Origin of the sequence: Microbacterium sp. NPDC080005, from assembly GCF_040702445.1 — a bacterium.
Classification (GTDB): Bacteria; Actinomycetota; Actinomycetes; order Actinomycetales; family Microbacteriaceae; genus Microbacterium; species Microbacterium oleivorans_D.
This window is the reverse complement of record NZ_JBFBLD010000002.1, coordinates 275,678-294,058: the sequence shown is the minus strand read 5'-3', so window position 1 is coordinate 294,058 and position 18,381 is coordinate 275,678. Positions and strand designations below refer to the sequence as shown.

Sequence of the window (18,381 nt, the reverse complement as noted above, 5' to 3'; positions counted from 1 at the left end):
GCCGCACCCGCCTGCTCCCGCTCTCTACCCTCGGAGTCCCCTCATGCCCACGGCACGTCTGACCCTCGATCCGCGCGCGACCGTGGGCGCCATCGACCGCCGCCTCTTCGGCTCGTTCGTCGAGCACCTGGGACGCTGCGTGTACGACGGCATCTACGAGCCGTCCCACCCCGCCGCCGACGACGACGGGTTCCGCGCCGACGTGCTCGACCTCGTCCGCGAGCTCGGCGTCAGCACGGTGCGCTATCCCGGCGGGAACTTCGTGTCGGGGTACCGGTGGGAGGACGGCATCGGGCCGCGCGAGGACCGCCCGCGCCGGCGCGACCTCGCCTGGCATTCCACCGAGACCAACGAGATCGGGCTGGACGAGTTCGCCTCCTGGGCGCGCAAGGCCGGCAGTGAACTGATGTACGCCGTCAACCTCGGCACGCGCGGCGTGCTCGACGCGCTCGACGTGCTCGAATACGCGAACGGTCGCCCCGGGACGACCCTCGCCGACCGTCGGGTCGCGAACGGGACGCCCGAGCCCCACGGCATACGGATGTGGTGCCTCGGCAACGAGATGGACGGTCCCTGGCAGCTCGGGGCCAGCACACCCGAGGAGTACGCGGAGATCGCCGCGAAGACCGCGAGCGCGATGCGGCAGGTGGACCCCGCGCTGGAGCTGGTCGTCTGCGGCAGTTCGAGTTCGCAGATGCCGACGTTCGGCCGATGGGAGCGGGTGGTGCTCGAGCGGTCGTACGAGGACGTCGACTTCATCTCGTGTCACGCGTACTACGAACCCAAGGACGGCGACCTGGGCAGCTTCCTCGCCTCTGCGACCGACATGGATCGCTTCATCGAGAGCGTCGTCGCAACGGCCGATGCCGTGAAGGCGGCTCGCCGGAGCGACAGGGAGATCGCGATCTCGTTCGACGAGTGGAACGTCTGGTACCAGAGCCGCTTCCACGAGGTCGACAAGATCACCGACATCGACGACTGGCCGGTCGCGCCGCGGCTGCTCGAGGACGGCTACTCCGTGATGGATGCCGTCGTCGTCGGCAACCTGCTCATCTCGCTGCTGCGTCACGCCGACCGGGTCAAGTCCGCGAGCCTCGCGCAGCTGGTGAACGTGATCGCGCCCATCATGACCGAGCCCGGCGGTCCCGCCTGGCGGCAGACCACCTTCTTCCCGTTCGCCGAGACGTCCCGCCACGCCCGCGGCGTGACCCTCGACGTCGCGGTCGACGCGCCCGACTACGAGACCGCGCGTTTCGGGCGTGTGCCGCTCGTCGACGCCGTCGCGACGCACGACGCCGACAGTGGGGCGACCACGGTGTTCGCCGTCAACCGCAGTCTCGAGGAGGAGGTCGTCCTCGAGGTCGACGTGTCCCGACTGGATGCGTCGGCATCGCTCTCCGCGCGCCTGCTCTCCGACGCCGACATCCACGCCCGCAACACACTCGAGGATCCCGAACGGGTGACGCTACGCGAGGTCGCGGTCGACCGCGACGGTGAGGTCGCCACCCTGACCCTCCCGGCCGTCTCGTGGGTCGTGGTCGAGATCCGATGAGCGTCGACACCCAGACGACGACGGAGCGGATCGAGGAGCTCCTGTCCCGGATGACGTGGGAGGAGAAGCTGGCCCAGCTCGGCAGTCACTGGAACGACCGGCGGACGGGCGGCGAGATCATCGCGCCGATGCAGGACGTCATGGGCGCGGGGCGCCTCGACTTCGCCGCCGCGGCCCGCCACGGCATGGGGCATCTCACCCGCCGGTTCGGAACCACGCCGGTGCGACCGCGCGACGGGATGATCGCCGCGCGCGAGGATCAGCTGTTCCTGCGGGACTCGACGCGCCCCGGCATCCCGGCGATCCTCCACGAGGAGTGCCTCACCGGTCTCACGACGCTCGGCGCCACGGTGTATCCGACGCCGCTCGCGTGGGCGGCGACCTTCGACCGTGAGCTGGTCCACGAGATGGCGGCCGCGATCGGCGCCGACATGCGTGCGCTCGGGGTGCATCAGGGGCTCGCGCCCGTCCTCGACGTGACCACCGACTACCGGTGGGGACGCGTCGAGGAGACCCTCGGCGAGGATCCCTTCGTCGTCGCCACCCTGGGCACCGCCTACGTACGGGGGCTGCAGTCGGCCGGAGTGATCGCGACCCTCAAGCATTTCGCCGGCCATGCGTCGTCGCGGGGCGGGCGCAATCACGCTCCGGTCGCGATGGGCGAGCGGGATCTCCGCGACCTCGTCCTGCCGCCCTTCGAGATGGCGGTGCGGACCGGCGGCGCCGGCAGCGTCATGAACTCGTACACCGAGACCGACCGCGTGCCGGCCGCCGCCGACCGGCGGCTGCTCACCGACATCCTGCGCGGGGAGTGGGGCTTCGAGGGCACCGTGGTCTCGGACTACTGGGCGGTCGCCTTCCTGAAGGCGAAGCACCGCGTCGCGGCGACGGTGGCGGATGCCGGTCGGCTCGCCCTGCACGCCGGGATGGACGTGGAACTCCCCGACACCGCCGCGTTCGCGGCGCTCGCCGTCGACGACCCCGACCCGGAGCGCACCGCGTCCGAGGTGGACGAGGCCGTGCGTCGCGTCCTCCGCCAAAAGGTCGCGCTCGGTCTGCTCGACGACGGCTGGCAGCCGCCGGAACCGGCCGACGTCGATCTCGACAGCGAGCGCAACCGCAGCATCGCCCGTCGCCTCGCCGAGCGATCCGTCGTCCTCCTCGACAACCCGCGCGGGCTGCTGCCGCTCACCCTCCCGCCGGCGCGGATCGCCGTCGTCGGGCCCGGCGCCGACGACCCCCGCGTCCTCATGGGGGCCTACTCGTACCCGATCCACGTCCTTCCGCGGCACCCGGAGCTGGGGCTCGGCATCGACGCGGACTCGATCGCGGCTGCCGTCCGCCGCCGCTTCGGCGAGGCGGAGGTCTCGGTCGTTCCGGGGGTCCCGCTCGTCGAGCCGCCGGCGGATGGTGAGATCGAGCGTGCCGTCGACGCGGCCGCCGAGGCAGATGTCGCGATCGTGGTCGTCGGCGATCGGGCCGGCATGTTCGGCAAGGGCACGTCGGGCGAGGGTTCCGATGCGCCGGGGCTCGACCTTCCCGGGCATCAGGGTCGCCTTGCGGACGCGGTGCTCGCGACGGGAACGCCCGCGATCCTCCTCGTCGTCTCGGGGCGTCCGTACGCGCTGGGACGCTATGTCGGCAGGGCCGCTGCGATCGTCCAGGCCTTCTTCCCCGGTGTCGAGGGACCGGCGGCGATCGCCGGCATCCTGGCGGGGGACACCGCACCGTCGGGTCACCTGCCCGTCCAGATCCCGTGTCACGCGGATGCCCTCCCGCACACCTACCTCGCCCCGCCCCTCGGTCAGGACGGCGATCGCATCAGCAGCCTGTCGATCGCCGCGGCCTTCCCCTTCGGTCACGGGCTGTCGTACACGTCGTTCGAGGTCGGCGCGCCCGAGCCCGCGGCGAGCGACCTGCCCACCGACGGCCGCACCTCGGTCTCGGTGCCGGTCCGCAACACCGGCGGCCGGAGGGGCGCGACGGTCGTGCAGCTGTACGCCTCCGACCCGGTGGCGCAGGTCACGCGGCCCGTCGTTCAGCTCCTCGGCTATGCGCGGGTCGAGCTCGACCCCGGTGCCGCTGCGCGGGTGCACTTCGACGTGCACGCCGACCGGTTCTCGTTCGTCGGTCTCGAGGGACGGCGCGTCGTCGAGCCCGGCGACATCCTCCTCTCGAGCGGTCGCTCGGTCGGTGACCGCTCGACCGAGGTGCTCCTCCGCCTCGCGGGCCCCACGAGACGCGTCGAGCACGCGATTCTCGACACCCCGACCCGTGTCGAGGGGGTCGACGCATGACCGCGTGGACGGCCGACGACTGGCCGATCGCCGCCGCAGCGCTGCCCTTCTCCGGCACGCTCCCCGACGGTCGGTCGGTGACCGAGGCGGGACCCGACGAATGGGCGGTCACGCTCGCCGAGATCGCGGACGCCGGCTTCGACGCCCTCGATGTCACCGATTCGTGGCTCCGGCTGGCGGACTTGGATGCCGCGGGTCGTGCGGACTTCCTCGCGGTGGCACGTGAGACGGGGGTGCGGCCGCTCTCGCTCTCCGCGATCCGACGCAGCGTCGTCGACCCGGGCGACGGCGACGCGAACCTCGCCTACAGCCACCGCGTGCTCGAGGCCGCGGCATCCGTCGGCATCGGCACCGTGTCGTTCGGGCTGCACCGTCCCCTCACCGCCGAGCAGTCTGCGCAGCTCTGGTTCTGGACGGTGGACGGGCCCAAGGACGACCCCGCGGACTGGGACCTCGCGGTCACGCGGCTGCGCGAGCTCGGCCGCCATGCGGAGGAGCTCGGCGTCCTCATGTCACTCGAGATGTACGAGGACACCTTCCTCGGAACGGCATCATCCGCCGTGCGCCTCATCGAGGAGATCGGTCTTTCCGGGGTGGGGCTCAATCCCGACATCGGCAACCTCATCCGGCTCCACCGGCCAGTCGAGTCCTGGCTGGAGCTGTGCGAGCAGACCCTCCCGTACGCGAACTTCTGGCACGTGAAGAACTACACCCGCGACGAGGACATCGCGCGCGACTTCTACACCGCGGCACCGTCGCCCATGGTCGCGGGGGTCATCGATTACCGGCGCGCGATGCGGATCGCCCTCGCGAACGGATTCCAGGGCGTCATCTGCGTCGAGAACTACGGCGGCGACGGTCTCAGCGTCTGCGCCGAAAACCGCGACTATCTCCGACGCCACGTGCTGCCGCGCCGACCGTCCACGCAGCTCGGGACGAGCCGCGTGCGTCAGCTCGGTGAGGCCCGGCCTCAGACAGGACCCGAACGATGACCCGCATCGCGAACGATCCCGCCTCCTTCGTCGACGACGCCCTCGAGGGCTTCGCCGCCGCGCACGCCGAGGCGGTGCGCCGCGTGGACGGCGGGGTGGTGCGGGCGACGCCGCTCGCGCTCGGCTCGGTGGCCGTCGTCGTGGGTGGCGGGTCCGGCCACTATCCGGCGTTCGCCGGTGTCGTCGGCCCCGGCATGGCGGCCGGCGCCGTCTGCGGCAACATCTTCACCTCGCCCTCCGCGGGACAGGCGTATCGGGTCGCCCGCGCCGCCGACGCCGGGGGCGGGGTGCTCTTCCTCTTCGGCAACTACGCCGGGGACGTCCTGCACTTCGGCGACGCGCAGGACCGCCTGCGTGCCGAAGGTGTGGATGCGCGGACGGTGCTCGTGACCGACGACATCGCCAGCGCGCCGCTCGCCGAACGAGCCCGGCGACGCGGTATCGCCGGCGACTTCGTCGTCTTCAAGATCGCGGGGGCGGCGGCCGAACGCGGCGACGACATCGATGAGGTCGAGCGCCTGGCGCGGCACGCCAACGAGCGAACCCGCACACTCGGCGTCGCCTTCGGGGGCTGCACGTTCCCCGGCGCGGACGCGCCGCTGTTCACCGTCCCCGAGGGCATGATGTCGATCGGTCTCGGCATCCACGGCGAGCCCGGCATCCGCGACGTCCCGCGCACGTCGTCGAGAGAGCTCGCTCGGATGCTGGTGGGCGATCTGCTGCACGACGTCCCGGAATCGCGCGGCGACCGCGCGGCGGTCATCGTCAACGGCCTGGGGTCGGTCTCGCACGAGGAGCTGTTCGTCCTCTTCCGCGACGTGTCCGCAGAGCTCGGTGCTGCGGGCGTGGCGGTGGTCCAGCCCGAGGTGGGCGACCTCGTCACGAGCCTCGACATGGCCGGCGCATCGGTGACCCTCGTCTGGCTCGACGACGAGCTCGAGCCGCTGTGGGCCGCTGCCGCCGACACTCCCGCCTATCGCAAGGGGGCCGCGGTCCGGACGGCGTCGAGCCGCGCCGTGGCGGCCTCGATCGCGTCGGAGCCCGAGGCGCCGCGGCATCCCCTCGCGGCCCCCGATGACCGCCGACGGGCCGAACACGCGCGCGCCCTGCTGCGGGCGGCGCAGGAGGCGATAGCAGTCGCGGCGGCGGATCTCGGGGCGCTCGACGCCGTCGCCGGAGACGGCGACCACGGTGTCGGGATGCGCGCCGGTGTCGACGCCGCCGTCGCGGCCTTCGACCCAGAGGCCGGGCTCCAGCGCGCGCTCACGACGGCGGCTGACGCGTGGAGTGAGCGTGCCGGCGGCACCTCGGGTGCCCTGTGGGCGACGGCGCTGCGCCGGCTCGCTGCCGAACTCCCCGCTTCCGGCGGGCGGTCCACGCTCACGCCCGTGGAGCTGGCATCCGCAGTGGGCGCAGCGGTCGACGCGGTCGCCGAGCGCGGGGGAGCGGTGGTCGGCGACAAGACGATGCTCGACGCGATGCGTCCCTACGCCGACGCGCTGCGCGCAGGTGCCACCGCGGATGCCGACATCCGGTCCCTCCTCGCGGACGCCGCTCGCGCGGCGACCGCGGCGGCGGAGGCCACCGCCGGTCTTCGCCCCTCGAAGGGGCGGGCGCGACCTCTCGCCGAGCGCAGTCTCGGCCACCCCGACCCGGGGGCGACGTCGTTCGCCCTCATCGCCACCGCCGTGGCCCGACACCTGGAGCAGAACCCATGACAGAGGGATGGCGGATCGTCATCGGCAGCGATGACGCCGGCTACGAGTACAAGACGGCCCTGCGGGCGCTTCTGGAGGCGGATGACCGGGTCGCCGACGTGGTCGATGTCGGCGTCGGGGGAGACGAGCACACCGCCTACCCCCTCGTCGCGGTCGCCGCCGCTGAGCGCGTCGCGGCCGGCGCCGCCGACCGGGCGCTGCTCATCTGCGGGACGGGACTCGGAGTCGCCATCTCGGCGAACAAGGTGCCGGGCGTGCGCGCCGTGACGGCTCACGACTCGTATTCGGTCGAACGCGCGGTGCTGAGCAACGACGCCCAGGTGCTCGCACTGGGTCAGCGCGTGATCGGATTGGAACTCGCCAAGCGCCTCGTGACCGAGTGGCTGGGATATCGGTTCGACACATCGTCGCCGTCAGCAGCGAAGGTCGCTGCGATCGCCGAGTACGAAGCGGGAGGGGACCGATGAGTCGCATCGCCGTCGTCGGCAGCGGCTACATGGGAGGCGGTATCGCGCAGGTCGCAGCCATCGCCGGTCACGAGGTCGTCATCACCGATGCGACGCCCGAGATCGCGCGCGCCAACCTCGACCGCATCAACGCCGAAGCAGAGGCCTTCGAGGCGCAGGGGTTGTTCCCCGAGGGTGCCGCGGCGGCCGTCCGGCACGGCATCTCCGCGGCGGACGATGTCGAGAGCGCCGTGGTCGGCGCGGACCTCGTCGAAGAGGCCGTCCCCGAGCGCCTGGAGCTGAAGCGCGGGACGCTGGCGCGGATCTCGCGCGCGAATCCGGACGCGGTGATCGGCAGCAACACCTCGACGATCGCACTCGGGGACCTGGCGCCTCCGGTCGAGAACCCGCATCGCTTCCTCGGGGTGCACTTCTCCAACCCGGCGCCCTTCATCCCGGGTGTCGAGATCATCCCGCACGACGGCACCTCCGAGGAAGCCATCGCGACCGCCGAGGTGTTCGTCCGCAGTGTCGGGAAGCTCCCGGCGCGTGTGCGGGACGTCACCGGTTTCGTCCTCAACAGGCTGCAGTACGCGCTCTTCCACGAGGCGACGCAGCTCGTCGAGGAGGGGGTCGCATCGGTAGCCGACATCGACACGATCGTGAGATCGACGTTCGGATTCCGCATGCCGTTCTTCGGCCCGTTCGCGATCGCGGACATGGCAGGGCTGGACGTGTACGCGTTCTGCTACGCCTCGCTGCAGGAGGGCTTGCCCGACCGTTTCCCGACGCCCGCGATGCTGAGCGAGCGGATCGCCGCAGGGCAGCTCGGCACCAAGAGCGGCGGAGGCTTCCGCGCGATCGACGCGGCGCGCACCGATGAGCTGATCGCCTATCGGAACAGGGCCTACGTCCTCATGGCGAGGCTGCTCGAGGAGCTGGGGCCCTCTCCCTTCGACGACCCCCGGTGATCGTTCCACGGACAGCCCGAGCCGCGAAAGGCCGCTCGGGCGGTCAGCGTGCCCAATGGCGACGACGCGATTATCAACGTTGTACATTGCCTCTTGACCCCCGGGCGATCGACTGGGAGAGTGTCCGCGAACGAGATTTACGACGTTGTAAATTTTGACCTGACGCCGTGGATCCGCATCCCCAGGGCCGTCCTCCGCGCTGCCACTCCCTAGGTGTCGGACGCGCGCGGCCACCACGATGAGATGGAGTATCGATGGAGATCACATCCCGGAGTCGGCGATCGCGCCGGCTCGGAGAACGCATCACGGCGATGGTCGCCGGCGGTGCGTTGGCGCTGACCGGCGTCGTCGCTGCGTCACCGGCGGTCGCCGCCGACGCCTGGATCACGGTCCAGGACGACGGCTATCTGCGCATCGCCGTCCCCGACGCCGCCGTGCAGCAGGAGATCGGCGCCGTGTCCCAGGTGGTGGTCGAGGGCAACTTTGGCCCCAGCCACAACTGGGCGCAGATCGGGCTGCAGCGCAGCGGTGCCAACTGGACCGCCACCTACGGTCCGTTCGAACCGGGTCTGTACTACTACCAGGTGACCGGCGACGACTCGAAGGTGTTCAAGGACGGCTCCAATCCGACCGCGGTCACGTCCGAGCCCGAGTGGAGCACCTTCTTCATCCCCGGCGAGTCAGCCGAGTGGCTGGCGGAGCCTGCCGAGGAGGCCGGCACGATCGAGACGCTGACCTATGAGAGCGCCGTTGCCGACGAGGAGCGCGAGGCCCTGGTCTGGGTGCCCCCGACGTACAAGGCGAAGGGCAAGAAGCTTCCGGTCCTGTACCTGCAGCACGGCGGCGGACAGGGCGACCGGGACTGGGTCGAAGTGGGTCGCGCCGAGCAGATCCTCGACAACCTCTGGCTGGAGGGCGATCTCGCCGACATGCTCGTCGTCATGGGCGACGGCAACGTCTCCGACTTCTCCGAGGAGCTGCTCGAGAACATCGTGCCGGCCGTCGAGGACGCCTACAACGTGTCACCGAGTGCCAAGAAGCGCGCGCTGGCGGGCCTCTCGATGGGAGGCGGTCAGGCGTTCGAGGTGTTCAGCGAGCACCCGGGCGAGTTCTCCGCGATCGGTACGTTCGGAGCCGGACGATTCGGCGAGCTCGACGACATCCCGGTGAAGAAGATGAACAACCGGACGGACCTGTTCCGCGTCTACGTCGGGAACAAGACGGACATCGCCTACAACGACGTCCACGACTCGCTGAAGGCCTTCGACGAGCTGGGCCTCGACTATCAGTTCGACGGCGTCAACCCCGACGCGGGGCACAACTGGAACGCCTGGCAGGAGAACCTCCGCGACTTCGCACCGCGGCTGTTCGGCGGCGCCGGCGGGGACGCCGGGATGAGTGAGGGTCACACCGCCCTCACCGAGCGCTTCGAGCCGCCCGCAGCGGGCACGACCCCGACGCCCTTACAGGACGACGAGGGTTTCGTGACCTTCGAGACGACGACGGAGTTCGCCGATGCCGACTACGTGTCGGTGTGGGCCAACTGGGCTCCCGGCGGCAGCTGGCTGCGCGTCGAGATGAACAAGGTCGGCGACCGCTGGCGGGCGACCGTCGGGCCGCTGGAGGAGAAGTTCTACCACTACCGGTTCATCGTCGACCGGCAGTCGGTGAAAGACGCCTCCAACCCGACCAAGGTCACCTCGGAGCCGGCGTGGAGCACCTTCCTCGTCCCCGGCGAGGGGTCTCGACTGCTGGCCGATGTGCCCGCGGGGGAGGGCGGCGACCTCGACGTGCTCACCTACCCGAGCGCGGTGGCGAACCAGGAGCGGAGCGCCTACGTCTGGACGCCGGCGGGCTACGACGCCGACCGCGCCGAGCCGTACCCGATGTTCGTCCTCAACCACGGTGGTGGGCAGAGCTGGACCGACTGGGTCGAGATGGGGCGCGCGCGCCAGATCCTCGACAACCTGTCACGGGACGGTGACCTCGAGGACATGGTCGTGGTCATGCCCAACGGCAACGTGAGCGACTACAACCGGGAGATCCGCGAGAACGTCGTCCCCGCCGTCGAGGACGCGTACAACGTCAGCGCCAATCCCGACAAGCGTGCGCTCGCCGGGCTCTCTGCCGGCGGTGCCCGCACCGTCGGGATGCTGAAGGCGCACCCGGGCGAGTTCGCGTGGATCGGCACCTTCGCCGCCGGCTTCGGCGGCACCGCCGGGGTCGACGTCGACGCGATCAACGAGGGCACGGAGCTGTACCGCCTCTACACCGGCGACATCACGGACTTCACCTACGGTGCCGTTGTGAACTCGCTGCCGGTGCTCGACGAACTCGGTATCGACTACGAGTTCAACGGGGTCACGGTCGGTCCGCACGGCTGGGATGTGTGGCAGCAGAACCTGATCGACTTCGCCCCGCGCCTGTTCCAGTCGCTGCCGGCCGACACCGTCCGCCCCGAGGCGACCCTGGTGTCGCCGACGGGCGCCGGACCGTTCCGCCAGGTGGAGCTGCGGGTCGACGCCGCCGACGTCGGCGGACTCGACCGGATCGTGGCGAACGTGTACCGCGGCTCGACGCTCGTGAAGAGCACGCAGACCGCGGTGGGCGGCGCCGAGCGCGGCACTCACACGGCCACGGTCGAGCTCGCCTCGGGTGACTACACCGTCAAGTACAACGCCCGCGACACCGCCGGGAACGTCTCGAAGACCGGGACGTTCGCGTTCACGGTCGACGTCGACGCGCCGACGGCCACCACCAAGGCGGACTCGGTCGCGGGTGCCGACGACACCTGGGACGTCGTCAGCTACAAGCTGTACGACGCGGTGGGAGTCGACAAGGTGGTCATCAACGGCGTCTCCAAGGACCTGACGAACAACCGCTGGTCCGACGTCAACGGCATCCGTCCTGGACAGTTCGGGGCCGTCGCCGGGGAGAACGAGATGATCGTGCACGACGTGGCGGGCAACACCGCCTCGTACACGTTCGTCCTCAACTGACGCACACGACGACGCCCTCCTCGATTCTCGGGGAGGGCGTCGTCGCGCGTGCGGATCAGAGCGTGGCGGCCTCGAGGACGGATGCCGTCGCGAGTCGCGCGTCGTCCGGTCCGACCGCGTACGCCTCGCCGGTGAACTCGACCGATGCGGTCGCCCGGCGTTCGGCGCTGGAGGGCCCGACCCACAGGTCCACTCGGCCCGGTTCCACCGCGCGGACGCCGTCCCGGCCGGTGTAGGCGAGTCGCGTCGGCGGCACGCGGAACTCCACGATCGCCGTCTCGCCCGGCCCCAGCGGCACACGCTGGTACGCGAGCAGCTGCGCCACCGGCCGGGTCGTCGTCCCCACGACGTCGTGGCCGTACAGCTGCACGACGTCGGTCGCGGCGACCGCTCCGGTGTTGCGCACCGTCACGGTCGCCGTGACGCCGTCGCCGGTTCCGGCGTGCGAGGCGACGCGCAGGTCCTCGTACGCGAACGTCGTGTAGGTCAGGCCGAAGCCGAACGGTCGCACCGGCGTCGGGTCCGCGCTGGTGATGTCGCTCGCCCCGCCGAGCCGCGGGTGCAGGTAGGTGAACGGCTGCGCACCGGCCGAGCGGGGGAGCGAGACGGGCAGCCTGCCCGAGGGGGTGATGCGGCCCGAGACGATCCCCGCGAGCGCGTCCGCTCCCTCTTCGCCCGGGAAGAAGGACTGCACGACGGATGCCGGGCGCCCGGCGCCGTCCAGCGCCCACCCGATCGCGTACGGACGCCCCGACAGGATGAGCACGACGACCGGCGTGCCCGATTCCACGACCTCCTCCACGAGGCGGCGCTGCACGCCGGGCAGTTCCAGGTCGTCGACGTCGTTGCCCTCGCCCACGGTGCCGCGGCCGAACAGGCCCGCGCGGTCGCCGACCACCACGATCGCGAGGTCGGCGCGGGATGCCGCGGCCACGGCCTCCGCGATGCCGGTCTCGTCGTCGCCCTCGACGTCGCAGCCACGGACCGCCTCGATCTCGGCGGCCGGATACTCGGCGCGCAGGGCGTCGAGAACGGTCGGGATCTCGATGCCCGCGGGCGTTCCCGGGTGGTGGGCGAGGACGTGGTTGACGAACGAATAGCAGCCCATCAGCGCCTCGGACGAGTCGGCGTTCGGGCCGAGGACCGCGATCCGCGCGGGCGCCGTGGCCGGGAGGGTGCCGTCGTTGGAGAGGAGGACCGCGGACTCGGCGGCGAGTCGCCGTGCGAGGTCGCGGTGCCGGAGGTCGTCGAGGTCGATGCTCGTGGGCGGCTGTGTGAAGTCCTCGTCCAGCAGGCCGAGTCGTTCCTTCTGCGCGAGCACGCGAAGCACGGCGCGGTCCAGGATCCCCTCCGGGGCGACCCCCGAGCGGATCCGCTCGAGCAGCGGACCGGCGAAGGCGTCGAGGGTCGGCAGCTCGACGTCGATGCCCGCCCGCAGCGCGAGTTCGGCCGCCTCTCCGAGGTCGGCGGCGACGCCGTGCGTCGAGTGGAGGAAGGCGACCGAGAAGTAGTCCGCCACGACCGGCCCCTCGAAGCCCAGTCGGCCGCGCAGGACCTCGTCCAGGTAGTGCGGGTTCGCCCCCACCGGGACGCCGTCGATCTCGGCGTAGCTGTTCATCACCGACCGCGCGCCGCCGTCGCGCAGCGCCATCTCGAACGGCGGCAGGAAGACGTCCGCGATCTCACGGGGGCCCGCGTGGACCGGCGCGTGATTGCGGCCGGACTGCGAGCCCGAGTACCCGACGAAGTGCTTCAGCGTGGCATCCACCCCGGTCGACTGCAGTCCGCGGACGTACGCCGTCCCGATCGAGCCCACGAGGTACGGATCCTCGCCGATGCACTCGTCGACACGTCCCCACCGGGGGTCGCGGATGACGTCGAGGACGGGGGCGAGGCCCTGGTGCACGCCGAGCTCCCGCATCGACTCGCCGATCGCGACGGCCATGTCGGCCACGAGATCGGGGTCGAACGAGGCTCCCCACGCCAGCGGGGTGGGGTAGGTCGCCGCCTGCCATGCCGCAAGGCCGGTCAGGCACTCCTCGTGGACGATCGCGGGGATGCCGAGACGTGTCTCGGTCTGCAGGCGCCGCTGCTCCCGCCACAGCCACGCGGCCCGCTCGACCGGATCGACGGGGCGCGTGCCGTAGACCCGGGTGAGGTGGCCGAGGCCGTGGGTCGTGGCATCCGCGTACCTGGTCGTCGTCACCATCTCGTCGGCCAACGGGGCGACGACCTCGCCGCCCTGGTCGACCCAGTAGCCGACGAGCTGCGCCGCCTTCTCCTCGAGGGTCATCTGCGCCAGCAGCTCGCGCACGCGCGCCGAAGCGCGCCCGGTCGTGTCCGTCATGTCAGCCCTTCACGGCTCCGGTGAGGCCGCCGACGATGCGCCGCTCGAACAGGCTGAAGAACAGCAGTGCCGGGAGCATCGAGAGCGAGGTGAACGCCAGCACGCGCGCCGTGTCGACGGAGTACTGCGACGAGAACGCCTGCACGCCCAGCGGGAGCGTGAACGAGGCCTCGTTGTTGAGGATGAACAGCGGCAGCAGATACGCGTTCCAGCTGCCGATGAAGGCGAGGATGCCGACGGTGATCACGCCCGGGACGGCCAACGGCAGCACCATCCGCCAGAAGAACCCGAGTCGGCTGCATCCGTCGATCGACGCCGCCTCCTGGATCTCGTCGGGGATCGCACGCAGGAACGGCACCAGGATGATGATCGTCGTCGGGAGCGCGAACGCGATCTGCGGGAGGATGATCCCCGGCAACGAGTTCATGAGCCCGAGCGATCGGATCACGATGTACAGCGGGGTGATCGCGACCGTGATGGGGAACATGAGCCCCGAGGCGAACAGCGCGTAGAGCGCGCCGCGGCCGCGGAAGCTGTAGCGCGCGATGACGTAGCTCGCGGCGAGCCCGAGCGCGACCGCGCCGATCGTCGTGGCCAGGGCGACCGTGGTCGAGTTGCCGACCTGGCCCCAGAACTGACCGCTCGTGATCACGCCGACGTAGTTCTCGACGTTCCACGGGTCGGGGAAGCCCGCCGGGTCGACCGTGATCGCGGAGTTCGATCGGAAGCCGCCCAGGATGATGTAGATCACCGGCCCGAGCATGAGGGCGATGACGACGAGGGCGACGAAGTAGACGACGGGGGAGCCCCACGGCAGTGCCTTCTTCGGCGCGCGCCGCGGGCGGGTGTCGACGGGCGGTGCCGTGACGAGGGTCATGGTGGCGCTCACTGCACACCCCTCTCTGTGATCGCCCCTGCCGTGTCGCGGCGGAGCACGAAGCGCTGATAGAAGAGCGCGACGATGAGCGAGATGACGAAGATCACGACGGCGACCGCGTTGCCGTAGCCGAAGTTCCCGGCGTTGCGGCCGGTGACGACCATGTAGATCGCCATCGTGTTGGTGCCGGCGACGGACGAGACGTACTGCCCCCAGATGATGTACACGAGGTCGAACAGCTGCAGGGCACCGATGACCGACAGGAACGCCCAGATGCGTAGCGTCGGCGCCAGCAGCGGCAGCGCGATGCGGCGCTGGATCTGCCAGTACGACGCGCCGTCGATCGCGGCCGCCTCGTAGAGCTCCTCGGGGATGCCCTGGAGCCCGGCGAGGAAGAGGATGACGGCGAAGCCGACGTACTTCCACGTGAGGATCGCCATGAGGGTCCAGATGGCGATCGCCGGGTCGGCGAGCCAGTCCTGCGCGAGCCCGCCGAGCCCGAGCTTCTCGAGCATCCCGTTGGCGGCGCCGTTGGTCGACAGCAGCAGGCTGAACCCGGCGCCGACGACGACCTCGGCGATCACGTACGGCACGAAGATGAGGACCCGGATGACGGACTGTCCCCGCATCTTGCGGTTGAGGAGCAGCGCCAGCAGGATCGCGATCGGGCCCTGCAGGACGATCGACATGACGACGATGAAGGCGTTGTGCAGCAGCGCGCTCTGGAAGTTCGGGTCGCTGAAGATCGTGATGTAGTTCTTCAGCCCGACGAACTCGGTGGCGGGCCCGAACCCGGACCAGCGGAAGAAGCCGTAGTACGCGGCCATCAGCACCGGCAGGATCACGAACCCGACGAAGAAGACGACGGCGGGCCCGGCGAGCAGGAGCACCTCGAGGCGCCCCGACCAGCCGAGGCCCCGCCGGCGGCGGAACCGCGGCCGTGCCGGGGGCGACGAGTCGCCGCCCCCGGCGTGCGCCGCGAGAGCAGGGGTGTCCGAGACGGACATCTCGCGAACGGTCATGCTCAGCCCTGGGCGCCTGCGGCGTTGACGGCGGCGATGAACTTCTCGGGGTCGCTGTTGCCCGCGAGCATGTCGACGACCGCGACGTTCAGCGCGTTGCCCACGTTCTGGCCGAGCACCGTGTCGAGCCACTGCGAGACGAACGGGGCGCTGTTGTACGCCTCGAGGATCTGCTGCAGGTACGGCTCCTCGACCGCCTCCTGCGCGACCGAGTTGACCGGCGGCGACTGGAAGGCCTCGTAGTACTTCGTCTGCTGCTCGGAGCCGGCGATGAAGTTGAGGAAGTCGGCGCACTCCTTCGGCGCCTGCGCGGCGCACGAGTAGCCGTCGACGCCGCCCATCATCGAGCCGGGCTCGCCGTCACCGCCCGAGATCTCGGGGAAGGGGAACCAGGCGAGGTCGGGGAGGGGCTTCTCGTCCGGGGTGAGCGATGCGATCACGCCCGGGTCCCACGCGCCCATGAGCTCCATCGCGGCCTTGCGGTTGGCGATGAGGCCCGCCGAGCTGCCGGCGCCCTGCTGGGCGGGGGTGGTGAGGAAGCCCTCGTTGAACGGCTGGATGGCGGCGAAGTCCGTGAGGTCCTGGGCGGCGCGCGTCCAGCACTCGTCGCTGAAGTCTTTCGAGTCGCCGGTCTCCTCGATCACCTGCGGGCTGCACTCGCGCAGGGCGAAGAAGTAGTACCAGTGGGCGGCGGGCCAGGCATCCTTGGCGCCGAGGGCGATCGGGGCGATCCCGGTGCCCTTCAGGTCCTCCACTGCGGTCTTGAGGTCGTCGATGGTGCTGGGGTTCTCGGCGATGCCGGCCGCGTCGAAGGCGTCCTGGCTGTAGAAGAAGCCGCCCGGCAGGACCGAGAGGGGCATCGCCCACACCTTGTCCTGATAGGTCTCCGCGGCGAAGGAGCCCTCCGACACCTCGCTGCGGACGTCGTCCGAGATGAGGTCGGTGAGGTCCATCAGCTGGCCGGCGTTCACCATCGCGGTCATCTTGCCGCCGCCGCGCTGCAGGAAGATGTCGGGCGGGTCGCCCGCGTTCAGCGCGGTCTGGAGCTTGCCGTCCATGTCCTCGTTCTGGACGGACTGCATCGTGATCGTGACGCCCTCGTTCTCGGCCTCGAAGGCGGCGATCGCGTCCTTCCAGAACTGCTGCCCCGGGCCGGTGGTCGAGTTCTGCCACAGCGTCATCTCGACGTCGCCGCCCCCGCCGGCGCCGCCGTTGCCTGCCGAACACGCGCTGAGCGCGAGGGTCGCCGCCGCGAAGGCCGCGAGTCCCACTGCGAACCGTCTGGTCCTCATGTGATCACCAATCTCCTCATTGAGTGCACGCTCGGTCGTCGAGGTGCGGGTGGTCCCGGCGGTGCGTGCCGGGCTTGCTCCAGTGTCGGAATTGTTGTGGTCGGCGTCAAACGTTTTCGAAAATGTTTTCCATGGGGCTACGCTTCGAGGCATGCGCAGGCGCACCACCATCCACGATGTCGCCGCGGCGGCCGGTGTGTCGGTCGCCACGGTCTCGAAAGCCGTCAACGGTCGCTACGGTGTCGCGCCGGCGACGGTGCAGCGCGTGCTGGGTGCCGTCGAGGAGCTCGGCTATGAGTCGAGCCTCGTGGCGAGCAGCATGCGCGCACGTCGGACGGGGGTCGTCGGCGTGCTCGTCGCGGACTTCGAGCCCTTCTCGGCGGAGGTTCTGAAGGGCGTCGGGGCGGCGCTGCGCGATTCGCGTCTCGACCTGCTCGCGTACAGCGGGTCGCGGCAGGTGTCGAGCCAGGGGTGGGAACGGCGATCGCTCAGCCGGCTGAGCGGGACGCTCGTCGACGGCGTGATCATGGTGACGCCGACCGTCGTCAACGTGAGCGCGGAGGTGCCGGTGGTGGCGATCGACCCCCACACCGGACCTGCCGACCTCCCCACCGTCGAATCCGACAGCTTCGCGGGCGCCCGTCACGCGGTCGCCTACCTCCTCTCTCTCGGCCATCGGCGCATCGGGTTCGTCGCGGGCCGCCCGGACCTGCGGTCGTCGATGCTGCGCGAGGGCGGGTACCGCCGCGCGCTCGAGGACGCCCGCATCCCCTTCGATCCGACCCTGGTGGGGGTCGGGGAGTACGTGGAGGACATCTCGCGCGAAGCCGCGACACGCCTCCTGCGTCGCGCCGACCGGCCGACCGCGGTGTTCGCCGCCAACGACGTGTCGGCGCTGACCGTCATCCGCGTCGCGCACGAACACGGCCTGTCGGTGCCGGACGACCTCTCGGTCATCGGCTTCGACGACGTCCCCGACGCGTCGCAGTCGGAGCCGGCGCTCACCACGGTGCGCCAGCCCATGCAGCGCCTCGGTGCGGAAGCGGTCACGATGCTGCTCGAGCTCATGGGTGGGGCCACCCCGGCGGCGACGCACCTGCGGCTGCCGACGGCGCTCGTGCCGCGCGCGACGACGGCGCCGCCCTCACAGCACGCTCAGAGTGGTTCCCGATAGCGTCGCAGCATGTCCACTCCGCTCGACGAGCAGCAGATCACGGTGTCGGCGTCCTCCCTCCGAGCGATGCGCGACGAGTTCCAGCGGTTCCTCATGGAGTACCGGTTCGGGCTGCAGGAGATCGAGACGAAGATCTCGATCCTCCGCGAGGAGTTCCATGAGATGCACGACTACAACCCGATCGAACACGTCTCGAGTCGGGTGAAGTCGCCCGACAGCATCGTCGAGAAGATCCAGCGTCGGGGCATCGAGCCCGATTTCGACTCCGTGCGCGCGCACATCACCGACATCGCCGGCATCCGCATCACCTGCAGCTTCGTCAGCGACGTCTATCGGCTGTTCGACCTGCTCACGGCTCAGGACGACATCACGGTGCGCGAGGTCGAGGACTACATCGCGACGCCAAAGGGCAACGGCTACAAGAGCCTGCACACGATCCTCGAGGTGCCCGTGTACCTGTCGACGGGGCGCGTGGACGTGCCGGTCGAAGTGCAGTTCCGCACCATCGCGATGGACTTCTGGGCGAGCCTCGAGCACAAGATCTACTACAAGTACGAGCGACAGGTGCCGGAGCACCTCCTGGGTCAGCTGAAGGACGCCGCCGACGCGGCCGCCGAGCTCGACGCGCGCATGGCGCGGCTGCACCAGCAGATCCGCGGCGGCGCTGCGTCGACGGCGACCCGCCTCGTCTGAC

Annotated in this window: 13 protein-coding genes; 9 read left to right on the top strand and 4 right to left on the bottom strand. The window is 70.5% G+C overall.

Annotation, left to right across the window (positions count from 1 at the left end):
* Positions 1-43 precede the first annotated feature (43 nt).
* From AB0259_RS08285 to AB0259_RS08255, 7 genes are all read left to right on the top strand, one after another.
* The gene (locus AB0259_RS08285) at positions 44-1,552 is read left to right on the top strand and encodes an alpha-N-arabinofuranosidase (RefSeq protein ID WP_251578109.1); all 1,509 of its coding nucleotides are present in this window, start codon (positions 44-46) and stop codon (positions 1,550-1,552) included.
* Complete coding sequence (locus AB0259_RS08280; RefSeq protein ID WP_366222389.1) at positions 1,549-3,849, top strand: glycoside hydrolase family 3 N-terminal domain-containing protein; 2,301 nt, start codon at positions 1,549-1,551, stop codon at positions 3,847-3,849. Before AB0259_RS08285 ends, AB0259_RS08280 begins: the two co-directional genes overlap by 4 nt.
* Positions 3,846-4,841, top strand: coding sequence for a sugar phosphate isomerase/epimerase family protein (locus AB0259_RS08275; protein ID WP_366222391.1), 996 nt, complete (start codon positions 3,846-3,848; stop codon positions 4,839-4,841). The genes AB0259_RS08280 and AB0259_RS08275 overlap by 4 nt, the downstream gene beginning before the upstream one ends.
* A complete protein-coding gene (locus AB0259_RS08270; RefSeq protein WP_366222392.1) occupies positions 4,838-6,559 on the top strand; it encodes a dihydroxyacetone kinase family protein in 1,722 nt (573 codons plus the stop codon). The genes AB0259_RS08275 and AB0259_RS08270 overlap by 4 nt, the downstream gene beginning before the upstream one ends.
* On the top strand, positions 6,556-7,026 hold the full coding sequence (locus AB0259_RS08265; protein WP_251578118.1) for a ribose-5-phosphate isomerase: 471 nt from the start codon (positions 6,556-6,558) through the stop codon (positions 7,024-7,026). Before AB0259_RS08270 ends, AB0259_RS08265 begins: the two co-directional genes overlap by 4 nt.
* Positions 7,023-7,976, top strand: coding sequence for a 3-hydroxyacyl-CoA dehydrogenase family protein (locus tag AB0259_RS08260; RefSeq protein ID WP_366222394.1), 954 nt, complete (start codon positions 7,023-7,025; stop codon positions 7,974-7,976). Before AB0259_RS08265 ends, AB0259_RS08260 begins: the two co-directional genes overlap by 4 nt.
* A 254-nt stretch (positions 7,977-8,230) precedes the next feature.
* Positions 8,231-10,975 (top strand): alpha/beta hydrolase-fold protein, encoded by a 2,745-nt coding sequence (locus AB0259_RS08255; protein ID WP_366222396.1) that lies wholly within the window; start codon positions 8,231-8,233, stop codon positions 10,973-10,975.
* Between the two features lie 55 nt (positions 10,976-11,030).
* Here the strand turns inward: AB0259_RS08255 and AB0259_RS08250 are convergent, their stop codons facing one another.
* Genes AB0259_RS08250 through AB0259_RS08235 form a run of 4 tightly spaced genes read right to left on the bottom strand, consistent with a single transcriptional unit; the run spans position 11,031 to position 16,513 of the window.
* Positions 11,031-13,322 (bottom strand): glycoside hydrolase family 3 N-terminal domain-containing protein, encoded by a 2,292-nt coding sequence (locus AB0259_RS08250; RefSeq protein ID WP_366222397.1) that lies wholly within the window; start codon positions 13,320-13,322, stop codon positions 11,031-11,033.
* A gap of 1 nt (position 13,323) precedes the next feature.
* A complete protein-coding gene (locus tag AB0259_RS08245) occupies positions 13,324-14,199 on the bottom strand; it encodes a carbohydrate ABC transporter permease (RefSeq protein ID WP_251578987.1) in 876 nt (291 codons plus the stop codon).
* Between the two features lie 8 nt (positions 14,200-14,207).
* Positions 14,208-15,221, bottom strand: a complete 1,014-nt coding sequence (locus AB0259_RS08240) for a sugar ABC transporter permease (RefSeq protein WP_366222399.1) — start codon at positions 15,219-15,221, stop codon at positions 14,208-14,210.
* Positions 15,222-15,223: 2 nt separating this feature from the next.
* Positions 15,224-16,513, bottom strand: coding sequence for an extracellular solute-binding protein (locus tag AB0259_RS08235; protein ID WP_366222401.1), 1,290 nt, complete (start codon positions 16,511-16,513; stop codon positions 15,224-15,226).
* A gap of 151 nt (positions 16,514-16,664) precedes the next feature.
* On the opposite strand from AB0259_RS08235, the gene AB0259_RS08230 reads away from it, so the two are divergent.
* Positions 16,665-17,687, top strand: a complete 1,023-nt coding sequence (locus AB0259_RS08230) for a LacI family DNA-binding transcriptional regulator (protein WP_251578129.1) — start codon at positions 16,665-16,667, stop codon at positions 17,685-17,687.
* 9 nt (positions 17,688-17,696) lie between these two features.
* Positions 17,697-18,380, top strand: coding sequence for a GTP pyrophosphokinase family protein (locus tag AB0259_RS08225; protein ID WP_251578130.1), 684 nt, complete (start codon positions 17,697-17,699; stop codon positions 18,378-18,380).
* Position 18,381 lies beyond the last annotated feature (1 nt).